The sequence below is a fragment of the Lawsonibacter sp. JLR.KK007 genome (genome assembly GCF_036941135.1).
Taxonomy (GTDB): Bacteria; Bacillota; Clostridia; order Oscillospirales; family Oscillospiraceae; genus Lawsonibacter.
Map to the genome: position 1 here is coordinate 463,666 of NZ_JAYWSY010000002.1, position 16,054 is coordinate 479,719.

At 61.7% G+C, this 16,054-nt stretch carries 15 protein-coding genes; 9 read left to right on the forward strand and 6 right to left on the reverse strand.

What is annotated here, in order from left to right; all coding sequences use genetic code 11:
- Positions 1 to 106: 106 nt before the first annotated feature.
- From VV088_RS12070 to VV088_RS12080, 3 genes are read right to left on the reverse strand one after another with little or no spacing between them, the layout of a single operon-like run.
- Complete coding sequence (locus tag VV088_RS12070) at positions 107 to 907, reverse strand: gluconate 5-dehydrogenase (RefSeq protein ID WP_334600964.1); 801 nt, start codon at positions 905 to 907, stop codon at positions 107 to 109.
- Positions 908 to 917: 10 nt separating this feature from the next.
- Positions 918 to 1,757, reverse strand: a complete 840-nt coding sequence (gene kduI, locus VV088_RS12075; protein ID WP_334600965.1) for a 5-dehydro-4-deoxy-D-glucuronate isomerase — start codon at positions 1,755 to 1,757, stop codon at positions 918 to 920.
- A 12-nt stretch (positions 1,758 to 1,769) separates the two neighbouring features.
- The gene (locus tag VV088_RS12080; RefSeq protein WP_334600966.1) at positions 1,770 to 2,444 is read right to left on the reverse strand and encodes a GntR family transcriptional regulator; all 675 of its coding nucleotides are present in this window, start codon (positions 2,442 to 2,444) and stop codon (positions 1,770 to 1,772) included.
- 277 nt (positions 2,445 to 2,721) lie between these two features.
- Between VV088_RS12080 and eda the strand changes: the two genes are divergently transcribed.
- The 7 genes from eda to VV088_RS12115 all read left to right on the forward strand — a co-directional run bounded on the left by eda (position 2,722) and on the right by VV088_RS12115 (position 9,701).
- Entirely contained in the window at positions 2,722 to 3,666 is a 945-nt protein-coding gene (gene eda, locus VV088_RS12085; RefSeq protein ID WP_334600967.1) for a bifunctional 4-hydroxy-2-oxoglutarate aldolase/2-dehydro-3-deoxy-phosphogluconate aldolase, read from the forward strand.
- A gap of 30 nt (positions 3,667 to 3,696) precedes the next feature.
- Complete coding sequence (locus VV088_RS12090; protein WP_334600968.1) at positions 3,697 to 4,725, forward strand: sugar kinase; 1,029 nt, start codon at positions 3,697 to 3,699, stop codon at positions 4,723 to 4,725.
- A 191-nt stretch (positions 4,726 to 4,916) separates the two neighbouring features.
- Entirely contained in the window at positions 4,917 to 5,939 is a 1,023-nt protein-coding gene (locus VV088_RS12095; RefSeq protein WP_334600969.1) for a Bug family tripartite tricarboxylate transporter substrate binding protein, read from the forward strand.
- Positions 5,940 to 6,039: 100 nt separating this feature from the next.
- Positions 6,040 to 6,507: a tripartite tricarboxylate transporter TctB family protein gene (locus VV088_RS12100; RefSeq protein WP_334600970.1), complete on the forward strand. Its 468-nt coding sequence runs from the start codon at positions 6,040 to 6,042 to the stop codon at positions 6,505 to 6,507.
- Positions 6,508 to 6,522: 15 nt separating this feature from the next.
- The gene (locus VV088_RS12105) at positions 6,523 to 8,007 is read left to right on the forward strand and encodes a tripartite tricarboxylate transporter permease (RefSeq protein WP_334600971.1); all 1,485 of its coding nucleotides are present in this window, start codon (positions 6,523 to 6,525) and stop codon (positions 8,005 to 8,007) included.
- Positions 8,008 to 8,082: 75 nt separating this feature from the next.
- On the forward strand, positions 8,083 to 8,721 hold the full coding sequence (locus VV088_RS12110) for a bifunctional 4-hydroxy-2-oxoglutarate aldolase/2-dehydro-3-deoxy-phosphogluconate aldolase (RefSeq protein ID WP_334600972.1): 639 nt from the start codon (positions 8,083 to 8,085) through the stop codon (positions 8,719 to 8,721).
- Complete coding sequence (locus VV088_RS12115) at positions 8,718 to 9,701, forward strand: 2-dehydro-3-deoxygalactonokinase (protein WP_334600973.1); 984 nt, start codon at positions 8,718 to 8,720, stop codon at positions 9,699 to 9,701. The genes VV088_RS12110 and VV088_RS12115 overlap by 4 nt, the downstream gene beginning before the upstream one ends.
- Positions 9,702 to 9,737: 36 nt before the next feature.
- Here VV088_RS12115 and VV088_RS12120 read toward each other — a convergent pair whose 3' ends face one another.
- Positions 9,738 to 11,444, reverse strand: a complete 1,707-nt coding sequence (locus tag VV088_RS12120; RefSeq protein ID WP_334600974.1) for a glutamine--tRNA ligase/YqeY domain fusion protein — start codon at positions 11,442 to 11,444, stop codon at positions 9,738 to 9,740.
- 128 nt (positions 11,445 to 11,572) lie between these two features.
- Here VV088_RS12120 and VV088_RS12125 point away from each other — a divergent pair, with 128 nt between their 5' ends.
- Both VV088_RS12125 and trxA read left to right on the forward strand, forming a co-directional pair.
- Entirely contained in the window at positions 11,573 to 12,445 is an 873-nt protein-coding gene (locus tag VV088_RS12125) for an NAD(P)/FAD-dependent oxidoreductase (protein WP_334600975.1), read from the forward strand.
- Positions 12,442 to 12,753: a thioredoxin gene (trxA, locus tag VV088_RS12130; RefSeq protein ID WP_334600976.1), complete on the forward strand. Its 312-nt coding sequence runs from the start codon at positions 12,442 to 12,444 to the stop codon at positions 12,751 to 12,753. The genes VV088_RS12125 and trxA overlap by 4 nt, the downstream gene beginning before the upstream one ends.
- Positions 12,754 to 12,785: 32 nt before the next feature.
- On the opposite strand, the gene VV088_RS12135 is transcribed toward trxA, so the two are convergent.
- Together VV088_RS12135 and murC are read right to left on the reverse strand one after the other, a co-directional pair.
- A complete protein-coding gene (locus tag VV088_RS12135) occupies positions 12,786 to 14,582 on the reverse strand; it encodes a GGDEF domain-containing protein (protein WP_334600977.1) in 1,797 nt (598 codons plus the stop codon).
- 99 nt (positions 14,583 to 14,681) lie between these two features.
- Positions 14,682 to 16,052 (reverse strand): UDP-N-acetylmuramate--L-alanine ligase, encoded by a 1,371-nt coding sequence (murC, locus tag VV088_RS12140; protein WP_334600978.1) that lies wholly within the window; start codon positions 16,050 to 16,052, stop codon positions 14,682 to 14,684.
- Positions 16,053 to 16,054 lie beyond the last annotated feature (2 nt).

Consider the following 16,054-nt stretch of genomic DNA (forward strand, 5'->3'; position numbering starts at 1 on the left):
ACATTATACACGATATCCTTCCGCTTGGCAAGGATAACTTTTTTCAATCTCAGTCAAATCCCAAGGAGAGGAAGCGCCATGCCAGCGGCATGGCGCTTCCTCACGCTCAGGGCTGTTTTCCGATATAAGCCAAAATACCGCCATCGACATAGAGGATATGTCCGTTGACAAAGTTGGAGGCATCCGAGGCCAGGAACACCGCCGGCCCCATCAGATCCTCAGGGTCGCCCCAGCGGCCGGCCGGGGTCTTGGACACGATAAATTGGTCAAAGGGATGGCGGCTGCCGTCCGGCTGGCGCTCCCGGAGGGGAGCGGTCTGCGAGGTGGCGATATAGCCCGGACCAATGCCGTTGCACTGGATATTAGCCCCGCCATACTCCGAGCAGATGTTCCGGGTCAGCATCTTCAGCCCGCCCTTTGCGGCGGCGTAGGCGGAAACGGTCTCCCGGCCCAGCTCGCTCATCATGGAGCAGATGTTGATGATCTTGCCATGGCCCTTTTCCAGCATGCCGGGAATCACCGCCTTAGCGCAGATAAAGGGTCCCACGAGGTCAATATCCACCACCTGGCGAAAATCCTCCGCGGACATCTCTGTCATGGGAATGCGCTTGATGATCCCGGCGTTATTGACTAAAATATCCACCCCACCCAGATCGGTCCCGATCTTGGCCACCAGCTCCGTGACCTGTTCCTCGTCCGTCACGTCCGCGATGTAGCCGCGGGCGTCGATGCCCTTGGCCTGATAGTCCGCCATAGCCCGATCCAGATTGGACTGGCTGCGGCAGTTGAAGGCCACCCTCGCACCGGCGCCGGCCAGCGCCTCAGCAATGGCAAAGCCGATGCCATAGGCCCCGCCGGTCACAAGAGCCGTCCTGCCCTCCAGGGAAAACTGCTTCCGCATATCCATACATTCTACCTCATTTCAGTTGTGTTGTGGGGATGGTATCCATATCATCAAATGCCTGATTCTCGCCGCCCATGGCCCAGATAAACGTGTAGCTGGCCGTGCCCGCTCCGGCATGGATGGACCAGGAGGGAGAGATCACCGCCTGCTCATTTTTCATGACCAGATGTCTGGTCTCCTGAGGCTGGCCCATCATGTGGAAGACCACCTCGTTCTCCGGGACCTCAAAGTACATATACACCTCCATCCGCCGCTCGTGGGTGTGGGCGGGCATGGTGTTCCACACGCTGCCCTGCTCCAGCACCGTCATGCCCATGGACAGCTGGCAGGTTTTCAGCACGTCGGGATGGATAAACTGATTGATGACGCGCTGATTGGCCGCCGCCGGATCGCCGCAGGGGCGCTTGGCCGCGTCCTCCAGCCGGAGCAGCTTCGTCTCATAGCTGCGGTGGGCGGGAGCGGATACCATATAGAACTTGGCGGGAGCGGCGGCGAGGCTGGAAAAGAGCACCTCCCGGGCTCCCCGGGTAATATAGAGGCAGTCCTTGTACCCCAGGGTATAGTCCGTTCCGTCCACCGTGATGTTCCCGACTCCGCCGATGTTAAAAATCCCGATCTCCCGGCGCTCCAGAAAATACTGTGTGCCAAAGCTGGCCCACACATCGATCCCCTTGTCGATGGACACGGTCTCCTTGACCGGCATGCAGCCCAGGGTGACCATCCGGTCCACGTGGCTGTATACAGCCGTTACCTCATCGGGCCGGTACAGGTTTTCGATGAGAAACTCCTCCCGGAGCTCCTGGGTCGTGAAGCGTTTAACGTCCTTGGGATTGGCAGAATAACGGATCTCCATACAAAACACCTTTCATTTAAAATATTGCGGATAGGTCTCCCGGATCTCAGCGGCGTCGATCTTATACCGGTTCAGGTGGACCTCCATCAGCTCCCGGGCGGCTTTGGCGTCCCTCTGGCGGATGAACTCCACCAGCTCCTGGTGGTCCTGAACCACCTTCAGGTCCTTCACCGAGGACAGCGCCATCCCCCGCACCCGGTCGAAGTGGATGGCAATATTCTGGATCAGCTCAAAGATCCTGGATTTTTTTGCGATCTCAAAGAGCATCCCGTGAAACTGATTGTCCAGGGCCATCAGCTCATTGGTGTAGGTCCCGTCCAGGTAAAAACTCTGGAGGCGGATGTTGGCGTTGAGCCGCTCCACATCCATGGGACCGGCCATCTCACACACCAGCTCCACCACGGCGCACTCCAGCAGATTGCGCATGAAGCGGGACTCCTCCACCAGGTCGTAGTCAATGAGGGAGACGGTGCTTTTGCGCTGGGGATGGCTCTCAATGATCTCCACCTTCGACAGCTCGATGAGGGCCTCCCGCACCGGCGTGCGGGACAGGCCCATTTCAACGGCCAGCTCATTTTCACTGATCTGACTGCCGGGGACCAGCTCCAGGTTGACGATATTCGCTTTGATATTGCGCAGGGCATAATCCCGGCCGCTCTCCCGGGGCATACGTTCCGACAGCCTCATCCGTTCTCCTGCCTTTCCAGACCGTTTGATGACATGCAGTGTTTTTTACTTTAACATAGCAGCGTCATTTTGTCCACTAGTATACCAGAGAAAATCTCCTTCATTTTTTGGTTATTTTAGCGAGGAGACAGGTTCCCGCCCCTTTCTTTGACGGTTTGCACAAAATTAATTTCCTTTTTTCTGCTATTCCACCGATTGTATTCTAGTATGCAAGTTGTATAATAGTACCCGTAATCACCCCAGAGCAAACCCAAACTATATTTGGAGGAAAAATGTCATGAACGAAGTTCTGCAGACCCTTTCCAATATCGGCATCGTTCCGGTCATCGCCATTGACGATGCTGCCAAGGCGGTTCCTCTGGCCAAGGCGCTGGCCGCCGGTGGTCTGCCTGCCGCCGAGGTCACCTTCCGCACCGCCGCCGCCGAGGACGCCATCCGCGCCATCGCCAAGGAGGTCCCGGATATGGTGCTGGGCGCCGGCACCGTCCTCACTGTGGAACAGGCCGACCGGGCGATGGCCGCCGGAGCCACCTTCATCGTGGCCCCTGGTTACGACCCCAACGTCACCCAGCACGTCATCAGCAAGGGGGGCATCATGGTGCCCGGTACCTCCACCGCCGGCGAGATGCAGCAGGCCATGAACCAGGGCTGCGAGGTGGTGAAGTTCTTCCCTGCCGAGGCCAACGGGGGGGTAGCCATGCTGAAGAACATCGGCGCAGCCCTGAAGGGCTGCAGGTGGATGTGCACCGGCGGCGTCAACTCCAAGAACGTGAACGACTACCTGGGCTACAGCCAGATTGTGGCCGTGGGCGGCACCTGGATGTGCAAAAAGGACCTGATCGAGGAGGAAAAGTGGGAGGAGATCACCGCCATCAGCAAGGAGGCTGTGAAGACCATGCTGGGCTTCTCCCTGGCCCACGTGGGCATCAACTGTGAGAACGAGGTTGAGGCCCAGCGGGCCGCCAAGACCTTGTGCGCCTTTTTCGGCTTTGAGTACAAGCCGGGCAACAGCTCCATCTTCGCCGGCAGCGCCGTGGAGTGCATGAAGACCCCCTACCTGGGTGCCAACGGCCACATCGCCATCGCCACCAACAGCATCGACCGGGCCGTCTATCATCTGAGCCGCCAGGGGGTGGAATTCGACGCGTCCACCCGCAAGCCCAAGGCCATCTACCTCAAGGGCGAGGTTGGGGGCTTTGCCCTGCATCTGGTGCAGAAATAATCTAATTTATCACGCAGGAGGAAGGAAATTATGGCTAAAATCGTAACCTTTGGCGAACTGATGATTCGCCTCCAGCCCTACAACTACGAGCGCTTCATCCAGGCCGACCACCTGGAATTCACCTTCGGCGGCGGCGAGGCCAACGTGGCCGTCTCCCTGGCCAATTACGGCATGGATGTGGCCTACGTCACCAAGCTGCCCGCCCACGCCATCGGCCAGGCCGCTGTCAACTCCCTGCGCCGCTACGGCGTGGATACCAGCAAAATCGTCCGGGGCGGCGACCGCGTTGGCATCTACTTCAATGAGAAGGGCGCCTCCCAGCGGGGTTCCGTCTGCATCTACGACCGGGCCCACTCCGCCATCCAGGAGGCTTCCACCGCCGACTTCGACTGGGACAAGATTTTCGAGGGCGTGGAGTGGTTCCACTTCACCGGCATCACCCCGGCCCTGGGGCCCAATGTGGTGGACATCTGCCGGGATGCCTGCAAGGCCGCCAAGGCCAAGGGCATCAAGATCAGCTGCGACCTGAACTACCGGGGCAAGCTGTGGACCCGGGACCAAGCCCGGGAGGCTATGACCGACCTGTGCCAGTATGTGGACGTGTGCATCTCCAACGAGGAGGACGCCAAGGACGTGTTCGGCATCGAGGCCGAGGCCACCGACATCTACGCCGGTTCCCTGAACCACGAGGGCTACAAGTCTGTGGCCAAGCAGCTGGCCGGCAAATTCGGCTTCGAGAAGGTGGCCATCACCCTGCGGGAGAGCCACTCCGCCTCGGACAACGGCTGGTCCGCCATGCTGTATGACGCGGCCTCCGGCGAGTATTGCTTCTCCAAGAAGTATGAGCTGCGCATCATCGACCGCGTGGGCGGCGGCGACAGCTTCGGCGGCGGCCTGATCTACTCCCTGATGAACGGCAAGTCCACCCAGGAGGCGGTGGAGTTCGCCGTGGCGGCCTCCGCCCTGAAGCACACCATCGAGGGCGACTACAATATGGTCACCCTGGCCGAGGTGGAGAAGCTGGCCGGCGGCGACGGCTCCGGCCGCATCCAGCGGTAAGGATGGCGGCGGGACCGGTAAAAACAACCAAAAGCTTTCCTGCGGCAGTTGACTATTTTGGTCAATCGTAGTATTATAGCACAGGAATCACCATGAACAGGGAACCCCCTCCCCTCGGGGGAGGCAGCACGGTTTGATCATCCGGCGGATGTTCAAATAGATCCCAAACTGAATTGAAAAGAGGTAATCGTATGAAGAAGATCACTGCACTTGCTCTGGCGCTGGCTATGGCCCTGTCTCTGACGGCCTGCGGCGGCGGCGGCAGCAGCACCCCCAGCACCAGCAATCCCACTCCCAGCAGCAGCGGCGGCGGCTCCACCGGCGGCGCGGACCTGTCCAACCTGAGCGTCACCTGCGTGGTGCCCTACGACGCGGGCGGCGGCACCGACGCCGTCATGCGCGGCCTGGCCGACGCGGCCAAGGGCAGCTTTAAGAATATCTCCGTCGAGAACCGCTCCGGCGCGGGCGGCGCCACCGGCATGCTGTACGGCGCTCAGGCCGCCAACGACGGCTCCATCGTCACCATGATCACCGTGGAGCTGGCCACCCTGGAGGCCATGGGCAACAACGCCGGCCTGACCTACACCATGTTCAAACCCATCCTCATGGTCAACTCCGCCGCCTCCGCCATCACCGTGAAGGCGGACGACGACCGGTTCAACTCCCTGGAGGACTTCATCGAGTACTCCAAGTCCAACAAGGTCCAGGTGGGCAACTCCGGCATCGGCGCCATCTGGCATCTGGCCGCCGCCGGTCTGGCCAAGACCGCCGGCACCGAGTTCAACCACGTGGGCTATGACGGCGCCAACGGCGCCATCACCGACCTGCTGGGCGGCCACATCGACGCCGTGGCCGTGTCCTACGCCGAGGTCAACAGCTTCGTTCAGTCCGGCGACCTGAAGGTCCTGGCCGTGATGTCCAACGACCGTCTGGAAGCCATCCCCGACGTCCCCACCTGCAAGGAGTGCGGCTATGACTGCGTGCTGGGCACCTGGCGCGGCCTGGGCGTCCCCGCTAGCACCCCCGACGAGGTGGTGGACGAGCTGTACCGCATCTTCTCTGAGGCCGCCGACTCCGACGCCTTCAAGGAGTTCATGGCCAACACCAACAACGTGATCGAGATCATGGACGGCGACTCCTTTAACACCATGATCGGTGAGCAGCTGGAACTGTACACCGGCCTGGTGGAGGATCTGGGCCTGAAGATCGGCTAAAATCTGAGTCCATAGCGCCATTGGCACGGAACGGCCGGGGAGCGGGCTAAGGCTTCCGCTCCCCGGCCTGCTATTTTGATGATTTAGAGGGAGAAAACGTATGAAAAAAGGCAACCTGGTCTTAGCCGCCATCTGCGCGGTTCTGGGCGTAGGCGTGATCGTCATGGCCTCCGGGTATCCCAAAGCGGCCGACTACGGCACCGGCGTTCCCGGTCCGGGTCTGTGGCCCATCGTCATTTCCATCGTTCTGCTGGCCTGTACGGCCATCCTGCTCTTCCGCACCCTGAAAATGGACCCGGAAAAGAACACCAAAATCGAGCTGTGGACCACCGGCACCCGCCGGGTGTACCTCACCATGGCGATCCTGGCGGTCTATCTGTTCCTGCTGCCCATTCTGGGCTTTATCATCGCTACCTTTGTTCTGGAAGTCATCTTCATTCAGTGGTTCGCCAAAAAGAACCCCATCATCACTGTGGTCATCTCCGCCGCCATCACCATGGTGATATACTGCGCCTTCCGTTTCCTGCTGAATGTGCCGGTGCATACCTTCGGCATCTTCACCATTTAAAAAGGAGGGACAGAAATGAGTTTATTCGTTGAGATTTTTACGACCAGTCTGACCCCTATGGTCTTTCTGTATATGGCTGTCGGCGTGCTGGCCGGTATCTGCATCGGCGCGCTGCCCGGTCTGACCGCCACCATGGGCGTGGCTCTGCTGCTGCCCATGACCTTCGGCATGGACGCCGCTCAGGGCATCCTGATGCTGCTGGGCATCTACTGCGGCGCCATCTACGGCGGCTCCATCTCCGCCGTGCTGCTGCACACCCCCGGCACTCCCGCCTCCGCCGCCACCGCCATTGACGGCTACACCCTGGCCCAGAAGGGCGAGGCCGGACGGGCTCTTGGCGCCGCCACCCTGTCCAGCTATCTGGGCGGCCTGGTGTCTGTGGCCTGCCTGTGGCTCATCAGCCCCCTGCTGGCCAAGCTGGCCCTGAAATTCAGCTCCGCCGAGTTCTTCCTGCTGGCTGTCTTCGGCCTGTGCATCATCGGCAACATCTCCGGCGACGACATCGAAAAGGGCCTGATCTGCGGCTGTCTGGGCATTCTGGTGGCCTGCATCGGTATCGACAGCGTGACCAGCTACATCCGCTTCGCCCCCGAGGGCAACTTCAACTTCATGGGCGGCATCAACTATATTCCCATCATGATCGGTCTGTTTGCCATGAGCCAGGCCTTCGAAAATGTGGAGGACATTTTCAGCGAGGAGGAGGTCCAGGCAAAGCTGACCAACATCCTCCCCAAGAAGGAGGACCTGAAAAAGATCGTCCGCATCGCCCCCCTCACCGGCCTGATCGGCACCTTTATCGGCATCATCCCCGGCGCGGGGGCGGACATCGGCTCCTTTGTGGGCTACAACGTGGCCCGCTCCATCGCCAAGGAGCCTGAGCTCTTCGGCAAGGGTTCGGTGGAGGCCATCTCCGGCCCCGAGGGCGGCAACAACGGCGTCACCGGCGGCGCCATGATCCCCATGCTCACTCTGGGCGTCCCCGGCGACGCGGTCACCGCCATCATGATCGGCGCGCTGACCATCCAGGGCCTCACCCCCGGCCCTATGCTGTTCAGCACCAACAAGGTGCTGGTGTACACCATCTTCCTGGGCATGTTCATCGCCAACACCCTAATGTGCCTGTTCGGCTTCGCCGGCATCCGCCTGTTCACCAAGGTGCTCAGCGTGCCCAAGGTGATCCTCACCCCCGCCATTTTTGTGCTGTGCGTCATCGGCTCCTACGCCATGAAAAACAGCCTCTTCGACGTGTGGGTCATGCTCATCGCCGGTATCGTGGGCTACTTCCTGGCCAAGGTCAAGGTGCCCACCAGCCCCGCCATCCTGGGCCTGATCCTGGGTCCCATGGCCGAGAAGAATTTCCGCACCGCCCTGCTGAAGTCCGGCGGCGACCCCTCCGTGTTCTTCAACTCCGTAATCTGCTGGTTCTTCATCTTCCTGATCATCGTCAGTCTCTTCGGCGGCAAGATCAAGGCTCTGCTCTTCAAGAAGAAGGCGGCTTGATCCCCCGATCCCCCATACTGCGGCGGAGCGCCTCCAAACGCGCTCCGCCCATCGTTTAATAAGGAGGAATCTACCATGGCGCAGTCCGTTCTGGAACGCATCTATGAGGAAAAAATCATCGCCATTGTCCGGGGCATCCCCAGCGGCAAAATCGCCGCCCTGGCCCAGGCTCTGGCGGAGGGCGGCGTAAGCTGCATTGAGGTCACCTTCGACCAGACCAACCCGGAGGAGACACTGACCTCCCTCCGGACCATCAAGTCGGAGCTGGGTGACCGGATCTGTCTGGGGGCCGGTACCGTTATGACGGTGGAGCAGGTGGAACAGGCCGCCCAGGCGGGAGCGGAGTATATGATCTCCCCCAACGTGGACGAGGCGGTCATCCGGGCCACCAAGGCCCTGGGCAAGGTGTCCATCCCTGGGGCCATGACCCCCACCGAGACCGCCTTCGCCTATCAGTGCGGGGCGGATATCGTCAAGCTCTTCCCCGCTGGATTGCTGGGACCCGCCTACATCAAGGCGGTCAAAGCCCCCCTGAAGCACATCCCGGTCAGCGCGGTGGGCAACATCACCATTGAGAACTGCGCCGACTTCATCCAAGCCGGAGCCGTCGGCGTGGGAGTGGGCGGCAATCTGGTCAGCGCCCTGCTGGTAAATGAGGGCTGCTTCAGCCAGATCACCGCCACCGCCCGGGCCTACAGGGAGAAGCTGAAATGAGCGGCTATATTCTGTATTATGACTCTGGCACCTCCAATACCCGGGCCTACCTGCTGGACCGGGACTTTCAGGTCCAATACACCGCGAAAACGGCGGTGGGTTCCAAGGACTCCGCCATCAGCGGGAGCAATGCTGTCCTGATTCAGGGCATGCGGGCGCTGTACGACCGCGTTCTGTCCGCCAACGGTCTGAAGGAGGAGGACATCACCGCCCTCTACGCCTCGGGGATGATCACCTCTCCCTACGGCCTGAAGGAGGTCCCCCATCTGGTCCTGCCCCTCACGGTGAAGGAGCTGGCGGACAGCCTGGTCCCCTTTTTCGAGGACACCCTCTTCCATCGGGAGATCGCGCTGGTTCCAGGGCTGAAGACCGTCAGCGGCGACTTCACCTATGTCAACAATATGCGGGGGGAGGAGATCGAAATCGTCGGCGCGCTGGACGAGCTGCAGGCGGCCAACGCCCCCCACGATCTGGCCATGATCCTGCCCGGCTCCCACACTCACGTCACCTACCTGCAGGGGGAGCAGATCACCGGCATCATCTCCAACTTCACCGGCGAGCTGTTCCACGCCATTCAGAAGGACACCATCCTCTCCCCTGTCCTCCAGTGGGACGGCGCCCCGCCCGACCGGGACATGGTGCTGAAGGGGTACGAGAATCTGGAACGCTTTGGCTTCAACCGGGCACTGTATATCTGCCACGCCATGCGCACCTTCGGTGAGGGCACCCCGGCCCAGCGCTTCTCCTACGGCGAAGGGGTGATCTTGGGCGGTGTGCGCCAGTCGCTGGAATACTACTGCAAGCATTTCTGGCCCACCTGCCGCACGGCGGCGCTGGTGTCCGACGAATTTATGTACCAGCTCTTCTCCATCCTCTTGGAGGACAGCCCCTTCATTGACAAGGTGCTGTGGCTGCCCATCTCGGAGCACAAGAGCTTCGGCGTCAGCGGACTGAAAAAGATCCTGTCCCACCGGGGATAAACAGATCCCGGAACCATACGGTTCCGGGATCTCGGTTTACTTTCCTGGTTTAAAGCTGTCCTTCAGACTGACGGCCCGGTTAAAGACCAAGGCTCCAGGCTTGGAATCTTTGCTGTCGGCGCAGAAGTAGCCCAGGCGGAGGAACTGGAACCGGTCCGCCGGCTGGGCGGAGGCCAAGGACGCCTCCAGCTTGCAGCCCTCCAGCACCTCCAGGGAGGCGGGGTTCAGGCAGTCCAAAAAGTCCTTGTCGCCGCCGTCGGGGTTCTCGTCGGCAAAGAGGTTATCGTACAGCCGCACCTGGGCGTCCACGGCGGTGGCCGCATCCACCCAGTGGATGGTGGCCCCCTTCACCTTCCGGCCGTCGGCGGGATTACCCCCCTTGGAGTCGGGGTCGTAGGTGGCCAAGATTTCCACCACATTGCCCGCCTCGTCCTTGACGCAGCCGGTACATTGAATGAGATAGGCCCCCTTCAGGCGGCACTCGGGGCCGTTGGGATACAGCCGCTTGTACTTTGGAATGGGGGTCTCCAGAAAATCCTCCCCCTCCACGTACAGGCTCCGGGAGAAGGTGACCGGGCGGGTGCCGGCAGCGGGGTCGTTGGGGTTGTTCTCCACCTGGAAGGTCTCGGACTGCCCCTCGGGGTAGTTGGTGATGGTCAGCTTGATGGGCCGCAGAACAGCCATCACCCGCTGTGCGTGGTCGTTCAGGTCCTCCCGGAGGCAGTGCTCCAAAAAGCCGTACTCCACGGTGGAGGTGTTTTTTGCCACCCCGATGCGGTCGCAGAAGTTCCGGATGGAGGCGGGGGTGTAGCCCCGGCGGCGCAGGCCGCACAGAGTGGGCATGCGGGGGTCGTCCCAGCCAGAGACATAGCTCTCCTCCACCAGCTTGCGCAGCTTCCGCTTGGACATGACGGTATAGTTGATGCCCAGCCGGGCAAACTCGATCTGCCGGGGTTTGGAGGGCACGTCGGTGTGATGGATGACCCAGTCGTAAAGGGGACGGTGGTCCTCATACTCCAGGGAGCAGAGGGAGTGGGTGATGCCCTCCAGGGCGTCCTGAATGGGGTGGGCAAAGTCGTACATGGGGAAGATGCACCACTTGGTGCCCTGGCGGTGGTGCTCGATATAGCGGATGCGGTAGAGAACCGGGTCCCGCATATTGAAGTTGCCGCTGGCCAGGTCGATCTTGGCCCGGAGGGTATATTTTCCCTCGGGGAACTCCCCGTTTCTCATGCGCTGGAACAGGTCCAGGCTCTCCTCCACAGGCCGGTCCCGCCAGGGGGAGCGGGCGGGGGTGTTCACGTCCCCCCGGTACTCCCGGAACTGGTCCGGGGTCAACTCACAGACGTAGGCCAGCCCCTTTTTGATCAGGCCCACGGCCAGCTCGTAGGTTTTTTCAAAGTAGTCGCTGCCGTAGAAGAACCGGTCCCCCCAGTCGAAGCCCAGCCAGTGGATGTCCTCCTTGATGGCGTCCACAAACTCGGTGTCCTCCTTGGCGGGGTTGGTGTCGTCCATGCGCAGGTTGCAGATGCCGCCGAACTTCTCTGCGGAGCCGAAGTCGATGATCAGGGCCTTGCAGTGGCCGATATGCAGATAGCCGTTGGGCTCGGGCGGGAACCGGGTATGGACCTGCATCCCGGCGCAGCGGCCTCCTTCGGCGATATCCTCGGTGATAAACTGATGAATAAAGTTCTGGCTCTCCGGGGTCTCCTCCCCGGCGGCGGTTTTGATCTCGTCAGACATGGGCTTCTCTCCTCCTTTGTCAATGGGGCTATTTTACACCAGAATACCCGTCCTTGCAAGTATTTCCTGAAAACCCTTGTTCCAACATGAAAAACAGAGTATAATACTATGATGCAGGGGGGAACGATATGGTCTATGATATCATCGTGTTAGGCTCCGGTCCTGCGGGACTGGCGGCGGCGGTGGCCGCCCGGAGCCGGGACAAGAGCGTGCTGGTCATCGGCAGGCGCTGGCAGGACAGTCCGCTGGCCAAGGCGGAGCGGGTGGACAACTACCCTGGCCTCCCCGGCCGGACCGGTCTGGAGCTGCTGGAGGAGCTTTTCCGCCACGCCTCCAGCTTGGGGGCAGAATTTGTAACCGGCAAGGCACTGTCTCTGCTGGCCTGGAACGGCTTTTCCGTCACCGTGGGCAGTCAGGTTTTTTCCGGGAAGGCGCTGATCCTGGCCCCCGGAGTGGTCCGGGCGGCCAAATACCCCGGCGAAGCGGAGTATTTAGGCCGGGGAGTCAGCTACTGCGCCACCTGCGACGGGATGCTCTACCGGAACAAGGCCGTCGTGGTGGCGGGCCTGGCCCCCGATGCGCCCGCAGAGGCCAAATACCTGAAAAGCCTGGGCTGTCAGGTGGTTTACGTCTCCCCCCGCCAGCCGGAGGGCTTGGACCAGGACATCCCCTATGTGAAGGCCAGCAGGCTGGCCGTCAAGGGGGAGCAGACCGTCACCGGACTGGAGGCGGACGGAGCCCTCCTCCCCTGTGCCGGGATCTTTATCCTCCGCCGGACGGTGGCACCCACCGATCTGCTTCCCGAGCTGGAAACCGAGGAGGGTGTCATCCGGGTCGACCGGAGCATGGCCACCAACCTGCCCGGCGTATTCGCCGCCGGAGACTGCACCGGCGGGCCGCTTCAGGTTTCCAAGGCGGTGGGAGAGGGCCATGTGGCCGCGCTGTCCGCCTGCGAATACGCAGACGCGCAAAATAACAAAAGAAAGGAACCGCAATTATGATCCATTTTGACCAAAAGACCTTTGACGAGGCCCTGAACGAGGGCGGGCTGATGCTGGTGGACTTCTGGGCCGAGTGGTGCGGCCCCTGTCAGATGCTGGGTCCCGTCATTGAGAGCCTGGCGGAAGAGTACGAGGGCAGAGCCGTCATCGGCAAGGTGAACACCGACCAGGAGGGCGAGCTGGCCATGCGGTACTCTGTGACCAGCATCCCCACCGTTATTTTCTTCAAGGACGGCCAGGAAATCGACCGCAAGGTGGGCGTCATGCCGCCCAACGCCTTTGTCCAGACTTTGGAGCAGAATCTGTAAAAAAATCACCCCCATCCGGGGGTGATTTTTTCTTATCGCAGGATAAACCCGCCCTTTCCGCTGTGCTTCACCTGGTACATCGCTTCATCAGCAGCCAAACTGAGCGCCTCGTAGCTCCGGCCCAGGGCGGGAGCGCTGGCCGCGCCGACGCTGACCGTGACTCTCCGGTCCACGCCGTCCACCCGCAGCGCCCGCACCCGCTCCAGCAGCTCCTGGCCCTTCTGCTCCGCCGTGACCCGGCTGTCCGAGCCGGACATGAAGGCCACAAACTCGTCGCCGCCCACCCGGGCCACGATGTCGTCGGTGCGGAAGGTCTCCCGCAACACCCCGCCAATGGCGGTCAGCAGCCGGTCGCCGGCCATGTGGCCGTAGGTATCGTTGACCGATTTAAAATCATCCAGATCCAGCATGAACAGGATTCCTCGGGAAATCTGCTCCAGCCGGGCGTTGATCAGCTTGACTCCCGCCCGGTTATACACCCCGGTAAGGGGGTCTTGCTGGGCCTGATTGCGCAGCTCGATCTCCCGGTCGATCTGGGCGCTGATGTCGGTCAGGGTGCCGATCAGACGGATCACCTTGCCATCAGAGCCGAAGACCGCCTTATACTGGCTGCGGTACCAGCTGTACCCTCCGTCCCGCCGCTTCAGGCGGAGGCGGTCGTGCTCCACCTGCTCCTGGGCCATGGTCTCCGCATTCCACAGGACCCGCCGCACCGTCTCCAGGTCGTCCGGGTGAAAGACCGGGAAGGTGTTCTTCATATCGGTGACGTCCTCCAGGCGGACGTTTTCCAGGTCCAGAGTCTCCAGCGCGTTGGATGTAAATTCCATACTGTCCTTCTGGCAGTCATACTCAAAGATCAGCGTATCCTTGAACTCAGACAGAGCGCTGTAGCGCAGCTTATCCGCCGCCATTCTGGCCCGCTGCCACCAGATCAGGGCGGCCATCGCCGCGCACACCAGCAGGCTAATCGCCATAACCACCGTCTGCACCATAGTGGACCGCTCCACGCGCAGGTCGGGGGACTGGGAGAACTGCACAATACGCCACCCGTTGTAGGAGATCGGGGCCCAGGCGGCATAGCCCTCCCCCAGCTCCGTCTCATAGCGGTAGGAGCCGCTCTCGCTGGACAGATAGGCCGCGGTAAAGCCCTCCACGTCCTTCTCCTCCAGTCCGTCCTGCCGGCCCATCTCCGCCATGCTGAGTCCGCTGGTCTCCGCCTGGCTGCCGCAGACCACGCGGCCATCGTCTCCGGCGATCACCCTCTGCACATTGTGGAACAGCACCGAGTCGTGTCCCTGCTGAGACAGCAGATCCGCACTCACCTTGGCCTGCACCGCTCCCACCATCTCACGGTTCCGCTCCACCGGCTGCACCACCAGGAAGTAGAACTCATCCTGCGCGGAAATCAGGCTGCCCACAACGCTGGTCCCCGCATGGAGCTGCTGAAACACCCGCTGCTCCTCGCTCCCCAGCTCGGCGGAAACCAGGTCCTCCCAATCCAGATAGCTGACCTCCAGCCGGCGCCCGCCCAGGTTTACCGACCGCAGCAGCGGGTCCACCCACTGCTTCTCCAGCGGACGGCCATCTGTCTCCAGAAGCTGGACCGTGTCCTCCAGCAGGATCTGGGTGTCGTCAATGAGCTGCTGAGCGTCCTTTCCGCTCTCCTCGGTGTGGGACATCATGCTCTCCATAAAGATCTCGTCCAACCGGTGTTCCAGGGTGCGGCAGCGGACGATCAGTCCCCCCACCGCCAGGATCAAAAGAAGCACGCCGCACAGAGTAAACAAAACGGCCAACCGGGTCATATTTTTCTTTTCAGGGGCGGCCATGCGCACTCCTCCTCTCGGCCTATACAGGCTGTTTATTTATTGTATCTCCAGATGAGCCCTGTTGTAAGGGCAAGCGGCAGAACAAGGAAATGTCCCAGGTCACCCGGCTCCCACCAGGGCTTCCCCCGCCAGATAGATATCCCCTGCGCCTACGGTGAGGATCAGGTCGCCAGGCCGGGCCAGTTCTGCCAGACGGTCTGTCGTCTCCTGCAGGCTGGCACAATACACCGCGCCTGGGATCTGATCCGCCAGCTTCTGGGAGGACACCCCCAGATCGTCAGTCTCACGGGCGGCATAGATGGGGGCCAGAACAACCAGACCGGCCAGCTTCAGCTCCGCCGCAAACCGGTCGAAGAAGGCGGCGGTGCGGGAATAGGTGTGGGGTTGAAAGGCACAGATCACCCGCTGATAGCCCAGGGAAGCGGCCATGGTCAGCAGAGCGTGCAGCTCGTCCGGGTGGTGGGCGTAGTCGTCGTAGACGTCCGCCCCGTGGTATACGCCCTTCCTCTCAAAGCGCCGCCCCGCGCCGGTGAACTGCGCCAGACCGCGGGCCATATCCGCCGGGTCCACCCCCAGGCAATAGGCGGCGGCGCAGGCGGCCAGCGCGTTGGACACATTATGCATCCCCGGAACGGCCAGGGTGATGCGGACAGGGCTCTCCGCCTTGATGCACAGATGGAAGGAGGCGCACCCCGCGTTCCAGGTGAGACCAGCCGCATGGACATCCCCCTGCTCCACACCGAAGGTGAGGAGGGGGCGTTCCAGCCCAGCCAGAGCGTCCACAGCCCCCGGATCATCCTGGTTGACCACCACCCAGCCGTCCTCCGGGACCAGTCCGGCAAAGCGTCGGAAGGAGCGTTTGATATCGTCCAGGTCCTTGAAAAAGTCCAGGTGATCGGCCTCCACGTTGAGGATCACCGCCACCGTGGGGGCAAAGGACAGGAAGGAGTTGCAGTATTCGCAGGACTCCGCAATAATGGTATCCCCATGGCCCACCCGATGGCCGCAGCCCAGCACCGGCAGGGCGCCCCCCAGCATCACGGAGGGGTCCCGGCCAGCGGCCAGGAAGATGTGGGTACACATGGAGGTCGTCGTCGTCTTTCCGTGGGTGCCCGCCACGCACAGGGCGTTTTGATAGCGCCTCATGAGGGCGCCCCAAGCCTGCGCCCGCTCGAAGACGGGGATGCCCGCTTTCAGCGCGGCGGCAATCTCCGGGTTATCGTCATGGACCGCGGCGGTGCGGATCACGCATTCCGCCCCCCTTACGCTCTCAGGCAGATGGCCGATGGTCACCGGGATGCCAAGGGAGCGCAGATGATCCACAACGGCGCTCTCCTTCATGTCGGAGCCGGTAATCTCCATTCCCTTTCCCTTCAGCACCTCGGCCAGGGGGGCCATCGACACCCCGCCCACCCCAACCAGATGGGCGCGGCCGCCCGGCCGGATATAGTCCTCGATCTTCCAGTTCACTG